Origin of the sequence: Scytonema hofmannii PCC 7110 (genome assembly GCF_000346485.2) — a bacterium.
In the GTDB taxonomy this organism is placed as follows: domain Bacteria; phylum Cyanobacteriota; class Cyanobacteriia; order Cyanobacteriales; family Nostocaceae; genus Scytonema; species Scytonema hofmannii.
Genome location: NZ_KQ976354.1, coordinates 3,757,117 through 3,779,348 on the forward strand (window position 1 = coordinate 3,757,117; position 22,232 = coordinate 3,779,348).

Sequence of the window (22,232 nt, forward strand, 5' to 3'; positions counted from 1 at the left end):
GTCCATACAAACAGCAGGAGTCTTTCAAATGGAGCCAAGTCAAAAAGCAAAAGACACCGAGCAAAAACAACAAGAAATTGAGCGATCGCTGCACTTGCTGACCCTATCCGCAAAAAGCGAGCAGGCTCTATCAGATCTGGTTGGTCGTTACCAAACATTTTTAGCAGATGAGCCAACAGAACCGTTGGCAGATATTTGTTTTTCTGCTAATACAAGGCGATCGCATTTTGAACACAGGTTAGCTGTTGTTACTGAATCTACTATACAGTTGCAAGAGGTGCTGGATGCGTTTATCGCTGGAAAGAAGGCTGCGACACTCGTCAGCGGTCAATCACGAAAGAATCAGCGTCCTCGACTCGCGTTTTTATATACCGGTCAAGGTTCCCAGTATATAAATATGGGACGCCAGCTGTATGAACAAGCGCCTACCTTCCGCAAAATCATCGACCTAGCAAATGAGATTTTACGTCCCGATCTAGAAAAACCCCTGCTCGAAGTCTTATACCCATCAACTGAAGACAGTTCCTTTATCAATGAAACTGCTTACACTCAACCTGCTTTATTTGCTCTGGAATATGCTTTAACAGAGTTATGGCAGTCTTGGGGCATTAAACCTTCTGTAGTCATAGGTCATAGTGTGGGAGAATATGTGGCGGCTTGTATCGCAGGGGCTTTTAATTTGGAACAAGGACTCAAGCTTAAAGCAAAGGGAGCCAGTCTCATGCAAGCACTTCCCCAAGAAGGTGAGATGGTAGTTGTGTTTGCTGATGAGGTAACAGTGCAAGCAGCCATTCAACCCTACTTGCAAGAAATCTCGGTAGCTGCCATTAATAGTCCAAGGAATATTGTCATTTCCGGTGTAGATCGAGCAATAGAAGCAGTTGTGGCTATTCTAGCAACACAAGGAGTTGAAACCAGACGCTTAAGAGTTTCTCATGCCTTTCACTCTCCTCTCATGGAACAAATGTTAGATACATTTGAACAATATGCGAGCCAGATTCAGTTTCAAGCCTTGCAAATTCCACTCATTTCCAATTTGACTGGTCAGATAATACAACCAGGACAGATTCTTGATGCTAAGTATTGGATTCGCCAAACTCGAAAAACTGTGCAATTTATGACGGGGATTGATACTCTGTTTAAGCAGGGCTACGAGTTATTTTTAGAAATCGGGCCAAAACCGATTCTCTCAAGTTTAGGGAAACATTGTCAGCAGGAAGGAACTACAACTTGGTTATCTTCTTTAACTCAAGAAAAGGATGACTGGAATTCATTGCTTTTCAGCTTATCAAGTCTTTACGTACAAGGAGCAGATATCAACTGGATGGGATTTGATGAGGGCTACTTAAGAAGAGTTTTATCGCTCCCGACATACCCTTTTCAGCGAAAAAGTTACTGGTTTGAAAACTTTCCCCTCAATGGCAATAAATTGAATAGCAATCAAGACAAATCTGAGAATAACAAATCGAGAGAAAAAGAAAACCAGTTTGAAATGACTGCCCCCTCTACAAGAATACCACGGGACAAGATCCTTTTCCAATTGCGTTCTTTAGTAGCAAATTTACTGAAAACAGATCCAGACGAAGTGGGGCTTTCTACTTACTTCTTAGAAATGGGTGCTGATTCAATAGCGCTGATGGATGCTGTACGAGCGATTGAAAATACTTACGGTTTCAAAATTACTATTCGTCAGTTCTTTGAAGAATTACCAAATATTGATACACTGGCAACCTACATTTATCAAAATCTTTCCCCAGAGTGGACTCTTGCAGATTCACAACAAGTTGAGTCTGAACCAGAAAGAACAGTGCAACAACAAACTCAACCAACTATAGCTGTCACATTTGCAAAGCCACCAACTTCCAGTACACAGGATATAGAAAAAGGAGAAACGACATCAGAGACTACTTTAGAACGAATTATGAGGCAGCAACTAGAAGTCATATCTCAAAGTATGTCACAAGTTGTATCTCAGCAGTTAGAATTCTTGCAAAATAACGGCTTGTCTACAACACATTTCTTGTCGTCGCAGAATGGAAAATTTCAACCGAATGCTCAAATAAAAACGCCTATTATTCCTTCTTTTGAAAACAACCAACCAAAAGAAGTGACAACACTATATTTAAATTCTATAGAAGGGCTAAGCCAACAACAGCAACAACATCTAGAAGCATTGATTGCGCTTTATAACAAGCGTACTGAAAAATCAAAGCAGCGAGCACAGAGTTATCGTCAAGTTTTAGCAGATAGCAGAGCCGTAGCAGGATTTCGTCTTTCTACTAAAGAAATGGTTTATCCTATCGTTGGCGAACGAGCAAAAGGCTCTAAATTTTGGGATGTAGATGGTAATGAGTATGTAGATATTACAATGGGATTTGGGGTGCTTCTGTTTGGTCATGCTCCATCTTTTCTGACAAACGCCGTACAAGAGCAGATGGATTTGGGTCTGCAAATTGGTCCACAGTCACAATTAGCGGGAGAGGTTGCCGAGTTAATTTGTGAACTGACTGGCATGGAGCGCGTTACCTTTTGTAATTCAGGTACAGAAGCAGTGATGACAGCGCTGCGTTTGGCACGCACAGCCACACGTCGTACCAAGATAGTTATATTTGCTGGTTCTTACCACGGTCATTTTGATGGAGTTTTAGCCACAGCGCTTAACGGGCAGACGATCGGGGTACCGATGACTTCTGGAGTCTCGCAGCAAATAGTTCAAGATGTTATGGTACTTGATTATGGAAATCCTGAATCTCTTAAGCTTTTACAAACTTGCTGTCATGAGTTAGCTGCCGTATTGGTTGAACCTGTACAGAGTCGTCAACCCCATTTACAACCTCAAGAGTTTTTACGAGAATTAAGACACTTGACACAAGTATCGGGATGTGCGCTCATCTTTGATGAAGTTCTTACAGGCTTCCGCATCCATCCAGGTGGAGCACAGGCTTGGTTTGGCATTCAGGCAGACATAGCCATATATGGCAAGATTGTTGGTGGCGGAATGCCCATTGGGGTCGTCGCTGGTAAAGCGACCTACATGAATGGAATCGATGGTGGTTTGTGGAACTACGGAGACGCTTCCTATCCTGAAGCTGAAAAGACATTTTTCGCCGGAACCTTCAACAAAAACCACACAGGTATGGCGGCTGCACGTTCAGTTCTTCAGTATCTCAAAAATCAAGGTTCTACCTTACAGCAGCAGTTAAATCAACGCACATCACAGTTAGCTACAACACTTAATACTTATTTCGATGAAGAAAACGTACCTATTAAAATTGTCTCTTTTGGTTCGCTGTTTCGCTTCTCCTTCTCAGGAAATTTAGACTTATTGTTCTATCACCTACTAGTCGAGGGTATTTATATTTGGGAAGGACGCAACTGTTTTCTGTCCACAGCACACACAGACCAAGACATCGATCGTATCATTCAGGCTGTTAAGAATAGCACAGAGGCGTTGCGCTCTGGAGGATTCTTGCCCAAACATTCAGTCAAGCCACCAGAAGCAGTGAAGCACTAGGAAGAAATATTCATACCCACACTCAGCCAGTTGGAAAGTTAAGTGATGTTTAATACTTGTCGGTTAAGCCGAAAAATCCAAAAATACGTAGGTTGGGTTGAGGAACGAAACCCAACATTGACAGACATTTGTTGGATTTTCCCTTATCCGAGCAGTATTGAAGTGATGTTTATAGTTATGTCCAAAAGTGGTGTTTTGATGGCAGTGAGGAGTCAAGCATAGATGCAAATCCTATAATTGTGAGATAACGTTTCTTCCTTTCACAAAAGAAAATTCAAAATAAACAATGAGGAAAATTTATGAAGCTCCATGTAGAAAATCAAGTGATTCAAACTTCAGTAAAGAAAATTGAACGTATTTATCAGCCTACACAAGAACAGTTTAAACAAGCAACTCGCTCTTATACACAACCAATTATCATTACTGGAAAAATAGCTGAGTGGAAAGCATTTGATTTATGGTCAATTGATTATTTGAATAGTGTGGTAGGTAACAAAGAAGTTAAGATCAGCATTTCTAAAAATAAAATTTTCACCTTTGCTCCAGAAAATGACTTTATTTTACCAAGCATACAAATGCCGTTTACTGACTTCACGAATTGGATTCTCCATGAAAAAAAAGCTGACCACTACTATTATCTTTACCAAACTCCTATTGAAAGCTCTTTTCCAGAACTATTTCCAGATATTGAAATTCCAGAGTATGTTAATAAAAATTTAATTATGGTGTCAAATCTGTGGATAGGGACTGGTGGTAATACCACTCCATTACATTGGGATTCAGCAAAAAATCTATTATCTCAAGTGCGCGGTCGAAAGCGCATCTTGTTGTTTGAGCCAAAACAAACTGCTTTTTTATATCCTTTTTCCGTGCATTCAAAAACACCACACATGAGTCACTTAAATATTGACAAACCTGACCTTGATAAATTTCCAAAATTTCAAAATGCAAAATCCATAGAGTGTACGCTAGAACCAGGTGAAATGCTTTTTATTCCAGCCTTTTGGTGGCATCAAGTTTACTCTCTTGACCAGATCAATATTGCTATTAATTTCTGGTGGCAGGCGAATTTGAAAGACTATCTTACACCACAGGCAAGGCGAATTTTGATACAAAATCCCAAACAGGTTTGGTATATTTTGAAGGACTTTGCAAAAAAACTGTATGAAAAAAAATGGTCTAGCTTGTAGGGAAAGAATCAAAAATAAAAATGAGGAAAATTTATGAACATCCATGTAGAAAATCAAGTGGCTCAAACTTCAGTAAAGAAAATTGAACGCATTCACAAACCTACACCAGAGGAATTTAAACAAGTAACTCGCTCTTATACACAACCAATTATCATTACTGAAAAAATAGCTGAGTGGAAAGCATTTGATTTATGGTCAATTGATTATTTGAATAGTGTGGTAGGTAACAAAGAAATTAACGTCAACGTTTCTAAAAACAAAATCTTCACCTTCGATCCAGAAACTGAGGATACGTTTCCAAGCACAAAAATGCAGTTTACCGACTTCACGAATTGGATTCTCAATGGTAGAAAATCTGACCAGTATTATTACCTTCAACAACATCCCATTGAAAGCTCTTTTCCAGAACTATTTCCAGATATTGAAACTCCAGATTACATTAATAAAAATTTACTGATGGTGTCAAATCTATGGATGGGCACTGGTGGTAATACCACTCCATTACATTGGGATGCAGCAAAAAATCTATTATCTCAGGTGCGCGGTCGAAAGCGCATCTTGTTGTTTGAGCCAAAACAAACTGCTTTTTTATATCCTTTTTCCGTGCATTCAAAAACACCACACATGAGTCACGTAAATATTGACAAACCTGACCTTGATAAATTTCCAAAATTTCAAAATGCAAAATCTATGGAGTGTGTACTGGAACCAGGCGAAATGCTTTTTATTCCAGCCTTTTGGTGGCATCAAGTTTATTCTCTTGACCAGATCAATATTGCTGTTAATTTCTGGTGGCAGGCGAATTTGAAAGACTATCTTACACCACAGGCAAAGCAAATTTTGATACAAAGACCTAAGTTTTTTTGGGCAATTATACTACAAAGAACTAATCCATATTGGAAACTTATTAAGGACTTTGTAGTTCGAATTTCTAATAAGAAAATTGTCTAGGTATTTGAAAAAAAATCTTTCAGGGGTTGGTTCAAATCTGACTTTAAAAAAAGATGTATTTCTCACGCACGGCGTGAGAAATACGGATTTATTGTTTCTCCACCAATTAGCTATTTTTTCTCTAGAAAATAGTACTATTATAATAGTAATTTTCATTAATACATAAATGTAGAGACGCGCCATGGCGCGTCTTTATTCTATTTGTGATATTTGAGTTGTTATTATAATAAGTTGATTATAAAATTTATTTATATTATAGGAATCATAAATGATGTTTGAAAAGTGATTGGCTGTGATTTTAATCACATTATTACCCCCCATTGGTCCCCCCTTTCCTAGGTCCGGGTTAGGGTGGGGTAAAAAATATTTAATACATGAATCATGACTTTTCAAACATCCTCTAAATAGAGTGGGCTAAAAAGGAAATTGTAGGTTGGTAAATCCGTATGGAAACCTAACAAATGTCTGTAAATGTTGGGTTTCGTTCCTCAACCCAACTTACGTATTTTCTACCGACAAGTATTGAATTCTTACCTTGTGGATTTTGTAAAAAAATTGCTTTACTGTACGTGGTATTGTTTACGAAGCAAAATCCGCCCACGACTGACTCCCATCGACTATAGGGGTAGCTTTCAAGGTATACTATCGCAAAGTACACGATCGCAATGAAAGGAGTTTGATTCTCGAAAATCCCCTCTAGCCTCTCATAGTTGCTATGAACGTTGATTCTAAAGGACTTAATTCTTTTAATTCATCAGTCAGACTAAAAAACTAAATTAAATTTTTCAATATGGAATCTACAACTTTTATTAATAAAAAATCAGAGAATGATTCTTCTCCAGGTTTTAATCAATTTTGGCAGAGTGTAATAGCGATCGCAGAACCTTATTGGTATCCGACAAAGCCAGGGCAAAGAGCATTTTCTGATGTGATTCGGGCATGGGGGATGCTGGCGCTGTTATTATTACTAATAACCTTGGTAGTAAGTTTAACAGCTTTTAATAGCTTCGTTAATCGCTATCTACTTGATATCATTGTTGAACAAAAAGACGTTACGAAATTTCTTAATACATTATGGCTTTACGGTTTTGCTCTCATCTTTGTGACACTCTTAGCCGGATTTTCTAAATTCGTCAGAAAACAAATCGCTCTTGATTGGTATCAATGGCTAAATGATTATACAGTAGAAAAATATTTTAGCAAAAGAGCCTATTATAAAATAAATTTTCAATCCAAGATTGATAATCCAGATCAACGTTTATCTCAAGAAATCGAGCCAATTACCAGCAATGCTCTTAACTTTTCCGCTACTTTTATAGAAAAAACGCTGGAGATAACAGTGTTTTTTATAATTCTCTGGTCAATTTCGCAATTTATGGCAATTGGTTTGGTTGTTTATACAATCCTAGGGAATTTAATTGCTCTTTACTTGACTCAAGAATTGAATAGCATTAATCAAGAGGAACTCGAATCGAAAGCTGACTTCACTTACGGGCTAACTCATGTTCGCAATCATGCTGAATCTATAGCTTTTTTTCATGGAGAAAACCAAGAATTAAAGATAATTAAACGTAGATTTATGAATTTAGTGGAAAATGCTAAACGCAAGATATCTTGGGAGAGAAATCAAGATATTTATAGTAGAGGATATCAATCTGTTTTCCAAATAGCTCCCTATATAGTACTTGCGCCTTTACAGTTTAGAGGAGAAATGGAATTGGGAGAAATTACCCAAGCGGCTGTTGCTTGCAGTCTGTTTGCTAGTGCTATGGGAGAATTAATTAATGAATTTGGAAATTCAGGAAGGTTTTCCAGTTATGTTGAGCGATTGAGTCAGTTTTCAAATGCATTAGAAGACGTTACCAAACAACCAGAGAATTTGAGTACAATTAAAACAGTTGAAGACAACCGTCTGGCTTTCGAGAATGTCACCTTACAAACACCAGACTATGAGCAGGTAATCGTTGAAAACTTATCAGTTTCTGTTCAACCAGGAGAAGGTTTATTAATTATAGGTCCTAGTGGTCGTGGGAAAAGCTCTTTATTAAGAGCGATCGCAGGTTTGTGGAATGCAGGAACTGGTCGTGTGGTGCGACCTCCCCGAGAAGAAGTGTTATTTTTACCCCAACGTCCCTATATAATTTTAGGAACATTGCGCGAACAGTTACTTTATCCTCAAACGACCCGTCAAATGAGCGATCGAGAACTCGAAGATGTTTTGCAACAGGTTAACCTGCAAAACTTGCTGACCCGTATTGATGGCTTTGATACAGAAGTTCCTTGGGAAAATATACTCTCGTTAGGAGAGCAACAACGTCTTGCATTTGCGAGGATATTAGTCACCCGTCCGAATTATACTATCTTAGATGAAGCAACAAGTGCCTTAGATTTGAATAATGAAGGTAATTTATATCGAGAGTTACAAGCAAGTCAAACAACTTTTATTAGTGTAGGACATCGAGAAAGCCTGTTTAATTATCATCAATGGGTTTTGGAGCTATTACAAGATTCCAGTTGGCAACTTTCAACTGTACAAGATTATCTTGTTCAAAAAGCTGACGCAACAAGGTTTGGTTAAGCAGAGAATGCTCTTGATGCGGGAGCATCCCGATTTGGCATATTGCCCTCAAAATAGAATTCTCTTGCTATACAAACAAAGTCAGAAAGGTAAGAACTTTGTTTGTATAGCCCCGATTTCTAATCGCGGGCGTGTTTTTTCCAATTATTGGCTTCATTTAACTTAAATAATTTACAAGTATCTACACATAAGTACACGTATTTTTGTTAAGCTAAATTTGACAGATTTTGAATCCGTTTGCTTCAGTGCTCGCCACACTCCCCAATCAGCGATCGCCGGTTGAAAAAAATTTTGGGTTTACCGATCAAATCCAGGTAAATTGTTGTACCATCAGTAGTGTCTAAATTAAAACAAAACTCAAGAGTCAAAAGTTAGTTGTCAAAATCAATCAATTAGGGATTTGACTGCTATTCTAGAAGCGCCACCAAATCTTCTTTTGGAGACATTACGCGAACAATTTTGGTGGGGGATTTAAACCTCTCTATTCATGCCCCAATCGCACAGAATTCATTCGCTTATTCTGGTTCCTGGCTCCTGAATTCTTGTTAAAGCGCAAAGATTTTAAGTAACCATAATGGACGAAATCGTTAAAAAATTGTTAAAAAACAGGTTGGGCTGGGTCTTCTTGGCGTAGTTATGATGATTCTCACTGTGGTATCAGAAGGTAGTTCAGCCAAGGAATTGAATTTCTACTCCGCCTACTGACCCTCTCTGCAAAAAGTGAGCAGTCTGTGTCTGGTCAAAACAATTATGTTGAAGGAGAATTATGAATCTAACAGAGCTGCTAGAAAATCTTTCAGCAAAGAATGTAGAACTGTGGATTGAGGGGGACAAGCTGCGTTACCGAGGACCAGAAAACGCACTCAGCCCGGAGTTATTAGCTTCAATGAAGCAATACAAACCAGAAATTCTCCGAATTCTATCCCAGAGCAGCGATGGGTCAGCGAGTTATCCCCTGTCTCAAGGTCAAAAGGCACTGTGGTTTTTGTATCAATTAGCACCAGAAAGTTCGGCCTACAACATCACCTACGCAGCCAAATTAGTCACAAATTTAGAGATTTCCGCCCTGGAGCAGGCAGCGCAGGCTTTAGTTGAAAGGCATCCTGTTTTGAGGACGACCTTTACAACCATTGACGGCGAACCTGTACAAACAGTTCACAAACACCAGCCAGTGGACTTTAGTGTCGAAAACGCTTTTGCCCTGAGTCCTGATGACATCAACGACTGGCTATTACAAACCAGCGCTTGCCCTTTCAACTTAGAAGTCGGGCCATTATTGCGCTGGCGCGTGTTAATCAATCACACGCCAACACCAGAACAGATTCTGTTAATCACGCAGCATCATATAATCACGGATTTCTGGTCTTCAGAAATCATGCTGGATGAACTGAAAGTCTTATATGAAGCTTTGACAAAAGACACCGAGCCATTATTACCCGTACACAAGTGCGAGTATCGCGATTACCTCAACTGGTCAGCGGAAATGCTGAGTGGGTCAAAGGGGGAGAGTTTGTGGAATTACTGGCGGCAACAACTCTGTGGCGAGTTGCCAGTGCTGAATTTGCCCACGGATAGACCCAGACCGCACAGCCAAAGCTATCGAGGCGATTCCCTGTTTTTTCGTCTCGAAGAAAAACTGCAGCAATCCCTCACTCAATTGGCGAAGAAAAAGCGTGCATCGCTTTATATGGTATTATTAACAGCATTACAAATATTATTATTTCGTTACACAAGTCAAGAAGATATCTTAATTGGTTCGCCAATGGTGAATCGCCGCCGCCTTGAATTTGAAAAGATTCTGGGTTATTTTACCAACCCTGTGGTGTTGCGAGCCAACCTGTCAGGAAATCCCAGCTTTGAAGAGTTGCTAGGGCGAACGCGCTTGTGCGTGTTAGATGCGCTAGAGCATCAAGAGTATCCGTTTCCACTGCTGGTGGAGCGACTGCAACCAGTGAGAGACCCGAGCTATTCACCACTCTACCAGGTAGCGTTTGCCTGGGATCGACCGCATCAGAGTGGCGAAGAGTCACTCACAAACAGTGATGGGTTGGTTGTGGAATCGATAACGACACCGATAAAAGGAGCAGCATTTGATTTAACTTTAAGCATTCTTCATGAGTCGGAAGCTCTCACAGGGACATGGAATTACAACAGTGACTTGTTCGAGCGCATTACAATTGAGAGGATGAGTGGTCATTTTGTGACATTGCTCGAAGCAATTGTGGCAAATCCCGGCGAGCGAATTTCGCAATTGCCATTGTTAACCGCGTCTGAACAACAGCAGTTATTAGTGGAGTGGAATCAGACTCTTGCAGACTATCCGCATGATAAGTGTATTCATCAGTTATTTGAAGAGCAAGTAGAGCGTACACCTAATGCAGTGGCACTGGTGTATGAAAATCAACAACTGACTTATGGGGAATTAAACTGCCGTGCGAACCAATTGGCGCAGTACCTGCGATCGCTCGGAGTGGGAACTGGTGTGCTCGTCGGCATTTGTGTGCAGCGCTCGTTGTCGATGGTGGTGGGATTGTTGGGAATTCTGAAAGCGGGTGGTGCGTATGTACCACTCGACCCAGATTATCCTACCGAACGGTTGAGCTTCATGCTTGAAGATGCTCGAATTTCCGTGTTGCTCACTCAACAGTCACTTCTGAACAAACTACCCCAGCATCAAACGATTGTTGTGGGTTTGGATACAGACTGGCAGTTAATTTCGCAATCAACTCAAGACAATCCAATCTCTGAAGTCCAAGCCACGGATTTGGCTTATGTGATTTACACTTCGGGTTCCACAGGTCAGCCTAAAGGAGTGGAAGTGATTCACCGTGGCGTGAATCGTCTGTTGTTTGGAGTCGATTACGTTCATCTTGATGCAACACAAAAATGGCTTCAGATGGCATCCATTTCTTTTGATGCCTCCACATTCGAGATTTGGGGAGCTTTGTTGCACGGTGGGTTGTGCGTGATTTTCCCAGAAAGTATTCCGACGGCGAAAAATCTGAGTGAGGCCATCGACAAACACGGAATTACGGTGGTGTGGCTGACGGCAGCTTTATTTAACGCCATAGTTGATGAGAATGTACAAGCGTTGTCAGGGATTAGACAGCTACTGATTGGCGGGGAAGCACTTTCGGTAGCTCACGTCCACAGAGCGCTCGAAAAGCTACCAAGTACGCAAATCATTAATGGATATGGTCCAACGGAAAGCACGACTTTTACCTGTTGTCACCCGCTAGGGAAACAATTGCAGAGGAATATCGAGTCAATCCCCCTGGGAAGACCCATTGCCAACACGCAGGTTTACATTTTAGATAAGTATCTGCAACCAGTGCCTGTGGGTGTACCGGGAGAATTGCACATTGGCGGTGCGGGATTGGCAAGAGGCTACCTCAACCGTCCCCAATTAACAGCAGAAAAATTCATCCCCAACCCCTTGAGAAGAAGCAGGGGAGCACAGGAGCACAGGAGCAGGGGAGTCAAGGAAGACCAATCCTGTTCTGAACGCCTTTACAAAACAGGTGACTTAGCCCGCTTCTTAAGCGATGGTAACATCGAATACTTAGGTCGAATCGACAACCAGGTCAAAATCCGTGGCTTTCGCATTGAGTTGGGGGAAATTGAGGCAGTTCTGGGTCAAAACGATGACGTGCAATCCTCTTGTGTCATTGCCCGTGAAGATACCCCAGGAGATAAATACCTCGTCGCCTACATCGTACCGCTTCCACAGGTGACACCCACACTCAGCGTTCTGCGTAGCTTCCTGATTGAAAAGCTTCCAGAGTACATGGTGCCAAACGCTTTTGTGTTTCTTGAAGCCCTACCACTCACACCCAACGGCAAAGTAGACCGTCGCGCTTTACCCACACCAGATCGACACAGCGGACTCCCAGAAAAATCTGTCGCGCCACGCACCCCCACGGAAGAAATGCTGGCACAAATTTGGGCACAAGTGCTGAAAGTAGAGGCTGTGGGCAGACACGATCGCTTCTTTGAGCTAGGAGGACACTCGCTACTGGCAACGCAACTGGTTTCGCGCATCCGCAGCGTTTTTAAAGTCGAACTGCCATTACGGAGCTTATTTGTCACACCAACAGTAGCGGAGTTAGGGCAACAGATACAGCAGTTACAGCAACAAAATGCACAACTCAATGACACTCCCATCTTACCAAGGTTAGAGAGTGCAGAACTCCCACTTTCATTTGCACAACAGAGGTTGTGGTTCTTAGACCAATTAGAGCCAAACAAGCCTTCATACAATATTCCAGCTGCTTTGCGCTTGCAAGGAACTCTGTGTGTTGCTGCTTTAAAACAAAGCTTAGTGGAAATTATTCATCGCCACGAAGCATTACGCACTAATTTCATTACAGTCGATGGACAAGCAACTCAACTGATTCACCCAAACCCAAATTGGAAAGTCTCAGTGCTTGACTTGCAGCAGTTACCTTCGAGCGAACAAGAAACAACTTCACAGCAATTAGCTCAACTTCAAGCAATTGAACCTTTTGACTTAGCAACTGAAACCTTAATCCGAGCAACATTAGTCCTGTTGTCTCAAACAGAACACGTGTTATTGGTGTGCATGCACCACATTGTCTGTGATGGCTGGTCAATAAGTGTGTTTGTTGAGGAACTGGCAGCATTGTACAACGCTTATTGTGAAGGTAAGCCCTCACCGTTAGCACCACTGCCAATTCAGTACGCAGATTTTGCCATCTGGCAACGACAATGGTTGCTTGGCGAAGTCCGGCAAAGTCAATTGAGTTACTGGCTTCAACAACTGGAGTACGCACCGACATTCCTGCCATTACCCACAGACCGACCCAGAGGCGCGGTACAATCTTTCGCAGGGGCATCTCAAACGTGTACACTTTCGGTGGAACTGACTCAAAAACTGACACTCCTGAGTCAGGAACAAGGGTGTACTCTCTTTATGACCCTGTTAGCAGCATTTGATACGTTACTCTACCGCTACACGGGTGTGGCGGACATTTTGGTAGGGTCGCCCATCGCCAACCGCCATCGCAGCGAAATCGAAGGATTAATTGGCTTTTTTGTCAACACATTAGTTTTGCGTGCAGATCTTTCAGGTAATCCCAGCTTTAACGAATTACTCTTACGGATTCGGTCGATGGCGTTGTCGGCGTATGCCCATCAAGATTTACCATTTGAAATGCTTGTGGAAGCATTGCAACCAGAAAGAGACCTGAGCCATACACCATTGTTTCAGGTGATGTTTGCCCTCCAGAATGCACCTACATCAGTTGTCGATCTCACTGAGTTAACTCTGAGTTTATTGCCCGTAGAAACTGCCACAACCAAGTTCGATCTGACTTTATCTATGGAGAATACGCCCACAGGACTTGTGGGAGAGTGGGAGTACAATACGGACTTGTTTGATGGCAGCACGATTGAGCGGATGAGCAGTCATTTTGTGACACTACTGGAAGCGATTGTGGCAAATCCCAGCGAGCAGATTTCGCAATTGCCACTGCTGACACTAACGGAGCAACAGCAGTTATTGGTGGAGTGGAATGATACAAGGGTAGACTATCCCGTCGATAAGTGTATCCATGAGTTATTTGAGGAACAAGTAGCACGTACCCCGAATGCCGTGGCAATCGTGTTTGAAAATCAACAACTGACTTATGGTGAATTGAACTCTGATGCCAACCAATTAGCGCATTACTTGCGCTCTCGTGGAGTGGGAGCGAATGTGCTCGTAGGCATTTGTGTAGAGCGCTCAATCGAAATGGTTGTAGGACTTTTAGGCATTCTCAAGGCAGGCGGGGCTTACGTACCACTTGACCCGGAATATCCCACTGAACGCCTGAGCTTCATGTTAGAAGATGCCCAAGTTTCCGTGCTGTTGACCCAACAGCATCTTGTGGAGAAATTCCCATCACATCAAGCACAAGTTGTGTGTTTAGAGACTCAGTGGCAGGTGGGGTCTCAGTTCTCTGGAGAGAACCCTACCACGGTTGTACGCGCAACTGATTTGGCTTATACCATCTACACCAGTGGTTCCACAGGAACGCCCAAGGGAGTGCCCATCGCCTATGAAGCATTGTTAAATTTAGTGTTCTGGCATCAGCGAACTTTTGAAATCGCTTCATCCGATAGAGCTACCCAACTGGCTGGAACAGGATTTGACGCGGCGGTGTGGGAAATTTGGCCTTACCTGACCGTAGGTGCAAGCCTCTACTTAGTCAAATCCGAACTCGTCACCGAGCCTGTGAATTTGCAACAGTGGTTGATCGACAACAAGATTACCATCACTTTTGTACCGACACCAGTGGCTATTGAGTTGTTATCTTTGGAATGGAAGACCCAAAATTTAGCATTGCGTTATCTGCTCACGGGAGGGGATAAGCTGCATCAATATCCATCCGCCTCAGTGCCGTTCTCAGTTGTAAATAATTATGGACCGACAGAGAATACAGTGGTCACAACTTCTGGGCAGATAGTTGCGCGGGAGCAATTGCAGACATCGCCTCCGATTGGACGCCCGATTGCCAACACACAAGTCTACATTTTAGATAAACATCTGCAACCAGTACCAATTGGTGTACCGGGAGAATTACACATTGGCGGTGCTTCCTTGGCAAGAGGCTATCTCAACCGCCCTGAATTGACACAAGAAAAATTCATCCCCAACCCCTTGAGAAGAAGCAGGGGAGCACAGGAGCACAGGAGCTGGGGAGTGAAGGAAGACCAATCCTGTTCTGAACGCCTTTACAAAACAGGTGACTTAGCCCGCTTCTTAAGCGATGGCAACATCGAATACTTGGGTCGGATCGACAATCAAGTGAAAATTCGGGGCTTCCGCATTGAGTTGGGTGAAATCGAGGCAGTCCTGAGCCAACACGAGCACGTACAATCATCCGTGGTTGTCGCACGCGTTGACATTCCTGGAAATAAACGCCTGGTGGCCTACATCGTACCGCAAAAACACGTAAGACCTACACTGAACGAACTGCGTAGTTTCCTCAAGGAAAAGCTACCAGACTACATGGTACCTTCCGTACTTGTGCTCCTGGAATCCCTACCCTTGACCCCCAATGGCAAAGTAGACCGCCGCGCCTTACCAATTCCAGAATCACGCACGGGAATAGAAGACAAGTTCGTCGCACCCCGCACGCCAGTAGAAGCCAAATTGGCAGAAATTTGGGCACAAGTCCTCAGAGTCGAAGCTGTCGGTATACATGATAACTTCTTTAGCTTGGGGGGAGATTCCATCCTCAGCATTCAAATTATTGCCAAAGCAAAACTCGTTGGGATAGAACTCAGCCTCAAACAACTGTTTGCCAATCAAACCATCGCCGAATTAGCCACAGTCGCTCTGACAACAAAAGCACTTTTCATAGAACAAGGACTTGTTACTGGGGCATCACCTTTAACACCCATTCAACGATGGTTTTTTGAGCAGCAATTGCCACAGCCGCATCATTTTAATCAATCATTTTTGCTCACAGTTCCCACTGATATTAAGATTGAGTTCTTAGAGGTGGTGTGGAAGGAATTACTCAAACACCACGATGCTCTGCGCTTGCGGTTTACACAAACAGAATCGAATTGGCAGCAGGTTCATGCCGAGCTTTGCGATCGCAATATCATATCCTGTTTTGACTTCTCAACACTCCCTGATAGCGAGCAACAAAGGGCGATAGAAAACACCGCCAATTCGCTACAAGCGAGTTTGAATTTATCAGAAAATTTGGTGCAAGTGGCATTATTCCGTTTGGGAGTTGACAAAGGAGCACGATTACTCATCATCATTCACCACTTAGTGGTAGACGGAGTGTCCTGGCGGATTTTATTAGAAGATTTGGTCGCGGGATACTCACAGCTGTGCCAAGGTAAAGTCATTCAACTTCCAGCCAAAACCACTTCATTCAAAGATTGGGCGCAACACCTCAGAGAATATGCCCAAGCAAATCACCTCAAATCAGAACTGGATTATTGGTTGAGTATATCTAACGCCGCAGTGGCTTCCATCCCAGCAGACCATGCTCATGGAGCCAATACAGTGGCGTCTACTTGCACAGTCTCAGTGTCATTAAACTCCAGTGAAACGCAAGCGCTGCTGCAAGATGTGCCGAAAGCGTATAAAACTCAAATTAACGATGTTTTATTAACAGCTTTAGTGCTGGCTGTCAGCCGATGGGTTGACTCAAAGTCGGTGTTGTTTAACTTAGAAGGACACGGGCGAGAAGATATTATTGAAGGTGTGGATTTATCACGCACCGTCGGTTGGTTTACGACAATGTTTCCAGTGGTTTTAAAACTCTCAGATACAGAGAATCTGGGCCAGGTTTTAAAATCAGTCAAGGAACAATTACGGGCAATTCCCAACAAAGGCATCGGTTACGGTTTATTGCGCTATCTCAATCAAGACGCCGTTCAAAGTGGTCAACTTGACAAAGTTCCAAAGGCTCAGATTAGCTTTAATTATCTCGGTCAATTTACTCAAGTTCTCAACAGAGAGTTTCTGATATCGCTGGCAGATGAATCAAGCGGAAAAGACCAAAGCTTACAAGGTCAGCGCTCAACTTCGTTAGACATTAACGCCGTCATTGCAGACCAACAGCTACAAATACATTGGACATACAGCCGCAATCTCCACGCGCAGACAACCATCGAACATCTGGCTTCAGAATTTGTCTGTGAGTTGCAAAATCTGATTGCTCATTGTTTAGAACCGGACAATGTCGGTTACACACCCACAGATTTTCCACTGATCCAACTCGACCAGTCAGAACTGGATCTCATTTTAGCAAAAGTAGCATCCAACGTACAACAGAGTCAAATTCATTGGCAAAATCTTGAGGATATTTATTCGTTATCGCCGATGCAGGAAGGGATGCTGTTTGAAAGTTTGTACGCTCCCGACACAGGCGTCTATTTTGAGCAGATCGCTTGCACCTTTGCAGGAAACCTTAACGTCCGAGCTTTCGAGCAAGCTTGGCAGATGGTGGTAGCACGGCATTCCATCTTCCGCACGGCTTTTGCCTGGGAGTCTTTAAGTACCCCCGTGCAAATCGTGTATCGACAGCTAGATGTTAGTATTAATACTTTAGACTGGCGAGGGCTAACGAAAACTGAGCAGCAAGCACAACTAGAGACTTTTTTGGATGAGGAGCAAAAACAGGGTTTCCAACTCCATCAAGCGCCATTGATGCGGCTACATCTGCTGCGATTGGATGAGAACACTTATCAATTTGTTTGGTGTCATCATCACATCTTACTTGATGGCTGGTCGTTACCGTTGGTGTTTCAAGACTTGTTTGTCTGTTATCAAGCCATTTGTGATGGGGAAAGTGTATCCTTACCAGCAACTGTCAACTACCGCAACTATATTAGTTGGTTACAGCAACAAGATTTAAATTCTGCCAAAGAATTTTGGCAACAAAAACTCTTTGGTTTTAGCGCTCCTACACCGTTGAGAGTCGATAAACCACTCTCACAACGGCAACAGCATTCTCGTTATGATGAACAACACATTCACTTATCCGCGCTCGCAACTTCACAAGTCGTGGATTTTGTCAAACAACATCAATTGACACTAAATAATTTGGTGCAGGTGAGTTGGGGATTGCTCCTCTCGCGCTACAGTGGTGAAACCGATGTGGTGTTTGGTGCCACCTTATCTGGTCGCCCCCCCACGCTCCTCGGTGTGGAGTCGATGGTGGGGATATTTATCAATACAGTGCCCGTGCGCTTGCAGATCTCCCCCAACACCGATCTGCTGAGTTTGTTGAAAGATTTACAAACCCAACAGGTGGAATCCGAAGAATTTTCCTACTGCTCATTGGTTGAGATTCAGGGCGTGAGTGACATTCCCAGGGGTACACCTTTATTTGAGAGCATTGTCGTATTTGAGAATTATCCCGTAGATACGGCTGTTCTGGAAAACAATGGCAGTTTGACGCTCTCTAATTTTTGGGGAATTGAACACACGAATTATCCCCTCACGGTTGTCGCTATCCCTGGCGAGCAATTGTGTCTGAAGGTGAGCTACGATACCAATCGATTTGAACGAGGGACAATAGACCGAATGTTGGGGCACTTTGTGACCTTGCTGTCGGCGATTGTCACCAATCCACATCAACCGATTGAGCAATTGCCCCTGCTGACAGCATCTGAGCAACAGCAGTTATTAGTGGAGTGGAACGATACTCAAGTAGACTATCCCGTTGATAAGTGTATCCATCAGTTGTTTGAGGAGCAGGTGGCGCGTACCCCGAATGCCGTGGCGGTTGTTTTTGAAGAACAACAACTGACTTACTATGAGTTAAATAGCCGTGCCAACCAGTTAGCCCATGAGTTGCACTCGTTGGGAGTGGGCGCGGATGTACTGGTAGGCATTTGTGTGGAGCGTTCCTTGTCTATGGTTGTGGGACTTTTGGGCATTCTCAAGGCGGGAGGGGCTTATGTGCCACTTGACCCAGAGTATCCCCAAGAACGCCTGAGCTTCATGGTGCAAGATGCTCAACTCTCAGTGCTGGTGACTCAACAGCATCTTGTTGAGAGACTACCCGAACACACAGCTTGCCTTGTGTATTTAGAGACTCAGCATCAAGAACCGTTTCAAACTCAGACCATTCCTTTTGTAGCTGAGGTCAAGTCATCCAATCTAGCTTATGTACTCTATACCTCCGGCTCTACAGGTAAACCAAAGGCGGTCGCGATCGAGCATCACAGTGCAGTTGCTCTGGCGAGTTGGGCCAAAGAAGTTTTTACACCAGAGCAGCTTGCTGGTGTCTTAGCTTCTACCTCTATCTGTTTTGACCTCTCAGTCTTTGAATTGTTTGTGACTCTTAGTGTGGGAGGAAAAGTGATTGTAGCTGAAAATGCTTTGCGTTTATTCAGCATACCAGCTGCAAACCAAGTCACTTTGATCAACACAGTTCCTTCTGCGATCGCACAGTTAATTCGAGAACAGGACTTACCACAGCAACTATGTACAGTGAATTTAGCTGGGGAAGCTCTGCAAAATCAACTGGTGCAGCAAATTTATCAGCACAGTCAAACTGAGCGTGTATTAAATCTCTACGGTCCATCGGAAGACACTACTTACTCTACCTATAGCTCCATCGAAAAAGGGGCAAGCACCGCACCGACCATTGGGCGACCGATCGCAAATACACAAGTTTACATTCTAGACTCGCACCTGCAGCCAGTACCTGTGGGTGTGCCAGGAGAATTACACATTAGCGGTGCGGGATTGGCAAGAGGCTACCTCAACCGTCCCCAATTGACAGCAGAAAAATTCATCCCCAACCCCTTTAGAAGAAGCAGGGGCGCAGGGACGCAGGGGCGCAGGGTCCTCAAGGAAGACCAATCCTGTTCTGAACGCCTTTACAAAACAGGTGACTTAGCGCGTTACTTAAGCGATGGCAACATCGAATATCTAGGACGCATCGACAACCAGGTAAAAATTCGGGGCTTCCGCATTGAGTTGGGTGAAATTGAGGCAGTCCTGGGTCAAAACGAGTATGTGGAATCATCTGTAGTCATTGCCCGTGAAGATATCCCAGGGGATCTTCGCCTCGTCGCCTACATCGTACCGCTTCCACAGGTGACACCCACACTCAGCGTTCTGCGTAGCTTCCTTAGCAAAAAGCTGCCAGAGTATATGGTGCCAAATGCTTTTGTGTTCCTCGAAGCCCTACCACTCACTCCTAACGGCAAAGTAGACCGTCGCGCTTTACCCACACCAGATAGACACAGCGAACTCCCAGAAAAATATGTTGCCCCACGTACCGCTACGGAAGAAATGCTGGCACAACTTTGGGCACAAGTGCTGAAAGTAGAGGCTGTGGGCAGACACGATAACTTTTTTGACCTGGGAGGACACTCGCTACTCGCAACGCAACTGGTTTCGCGCATCCGCAGCGTTTTCAAAGTCGAACTCTCGTTACGGAGCTTATTTACGACACCAACAGTAGCGGAGTTAGGGCAACAGATACAGCAGTTACAGCGACAAAATGCGGCACTTAATGAAACGTCCATCTTACCAAGGTCAGAGAGTGCAGAACTCCCACTTTCATTTGCACAACAGAGGTTGTGGTTCTTAGACCAATTAGAGCCAAACAAAGCTTCATACAATGTTCCAGCCGCTTTGCGTTTGCAAGGAAACCTTTGTGTCACCGCTTTAGAACAAAGCTTAGTGGAAATTATTGACCGTCACGAAGCATTACGTACCAATTTCATTACAGTCGATGGACAAGCAACTCAACTGATTCACCCAAACCCAAATTGGAAAGTCTCAGTGGTTGATTTGCAGCACTTACCTTCCAACGAACAAGAAATAGCATCACAGCAATTAGCTCAACAGCAAGCGATTGAACCTTTTGACTTAGCAACTGAAGCCTTAATCAAAGCAACATTAGTCGTGCTGTCTCAAACGGAACACGTGTTATTAGTGTGCATGCACCATATTGTCTGTGATGGCTGGTCAATAGGTGTATTTGTTGAGGAACTGGCGGCATTGTACAACGCTTATTGTGAAGGTCAACCCTCACCGTTAGTACCACTGCCAATTCAATACGCAGATTTTGCCATTTGGCAAAGACAATGGTTCCAGAATGAAGTCCGACAAAGCCAATTGAGTTACTGGCTTCAACAACTGGAGTACGCACCAACATTCTTGCCATTACCTACAGATAGACCCAGAGGCGCGGTGCAAACCTTCGCAGGCGCATATCAAAAGTTCGCACTTTCGGTGGAACTGACTCAAAAACTGATACACCTGAGTCAGGAACAAGGGTGTACTCTCTTTATGACGTTGTTAGCAGCATTTGATACGTTACTTTCCCGTTACACGGGTGTGGCGGACATTTTGGTAGGGTCGCCCATCGCCAACCGCCATCGCAGTGAAATCGAATCTTTGATTGGCTTTTTTGTCAATACATTAGTATTACGCACAGACCTATCGGGCGATCCCAGCTTTAATGAATTACTGACTCGCATTCGGTCGATGGCGTTGTCGGCGTATGCACATCAAGATTTACCGTTTGAAATGCTTGTGGAAGCATTGCAGCCAGAAAGAGACCTGAGCCATACACCATTGTTTCAGGTAATGTTTGACCTCCAAAATGCGCCCACATCAGTTGTCGAGCTAACCGGGTTAAGGGTGAGTTCATTGCCCATAGAAACAGCCACGACCAAGTTCGATCTCACCATTACGATGGAGAACACGCCCACAGGACTTGTGGGGGGATGGGAGTATAACACGGACTTGTTTGATGGCAGCACCATTGAGCGGATGATTGGGCATTTTGTGACCTTACTGGAAGCGATTGTGGCAAATCCCAACGAGCAGATTTCGCAATTGCCACTGCTGACACTAACGGAGCAACAGCAGTTATTGGTGGAGTGGAATGATACAAGGGTAGACTACCCCGTTGATAAGTGTATCCATGAGTTATTTGAGGAGCAAGTAGCTCGTACCCCAAATGCTGTGGCGATCGTGTTTGAAAATCAACAACTGACTTATAGTGAGTTGAACTCTCGCGCCAACCAGTTAGCGCATTACTTGCGCTCTCGTGGAGTGGGAGCGAATGTGCTCGTAGGCATTTGCGTGGAACGTTCTTTGTCCATGGTGGTAGGACTGTTGGCTATTCTCAAGGCGGGAGGAGCTTACGTGCCACTCGATCCGGAATATCCCCAAGATCGCCTGAGCTTCATGTTAGAAGATGCCCAAGTTTCCGTGCTGTTGACCCAACAGCATCTTGTGGAGAAATTCCCATCACATCCGGCACAAGTTGTGTGTCTAGATACTCATTGGCAGTTGGTGTCTCAGTTCTCTGGGGAGAACCCTGCCACGGTTGTACGCGCAACTGATTTAGCTTATACCATCTACACCAGTGGTTCCACAGGAACACCTAAGGGAGTGCCCATCGCCTATGAAGGATTGTTAAATTTAGTGTTCTGGCATCAGCGAACTTTTGATCTCGCTTCATCCGATAGAGCCACACAACTGGCTGGAACAGGA

The 22,232-nt window shown here is 43.7% G+C and carries 6 protein-coding genes; all 6 read left to right on the plus strand.

From position 1 onward, the window contains the following. The first annotated feature begins 28 nt into the window (after positions 1-28). Entirely contained in the window at positions 29-3,514 is a 3,486-nt protein-coding gene (locus tag WA1_RS15515) for an aminotransferase class III-fold pyridoxal phosphate-dependent enzyme (protein WP_066612891.1), read from the plus strand. 45 nt (positions 3,515-3,559) lie between these two features. Next, complete coding sequence (locus WA1_RS56965; protein ID WP_017742675.1) at positions 3,560-3,736, plus strand: hypothetical protein; 177 nt, start codon at positions 3,560-3,562, stop codon at positions 3,734-3,736. Between the two features lie 77 nt (positions 3,737-3,813). Further along, positions 3,814-4,704, plus strand: a complete 891-nt coding sequence (locus tag WA1_RS15520) for a cupin-like domain-containing protein (RefSeq protein WP_017742676.1) — start codon at positions 3,814-3,816, stop codon at positions 4,702-4,704. Positions 4,705-4,737: 33 nt separating this feature from the next. Further along, positions 4,738-5,655: a cupin-like domain-containing protein gene (locus WA1_RS15525; protein WP_017742677.1), complete on the plus strand. Its 918-nt coding sequence runs from the start codon at positions 4,738-4,740 to the stop codon at positions 5,653-5,655. A 790-nt stretch (positions 5,656-6,445) separates the two neighbouring features. Then, positions 6,446-8,233: an ABC transporter ATP-binding protein/permease gene (locus WA1_RS15530; protein WP_017742678.1), complete on the plus strand. Its 1,788-nt coding sequence runs from the start codon at positions 6,446-6,448 to the stop codon at positions 8,231-8,233. A gap of 766 nt (positions 8,234-8,999) precedes the next feature. After that, positions 9,000-22,232, plus strand: a 13,233-nt coding sequence (locus tag WA1_RS15535; RefSeq protein ID WP_148662958.1) for a non-ribosomal peptide synthetase, incomplete at its 3' end; no start/stop codon positions are given.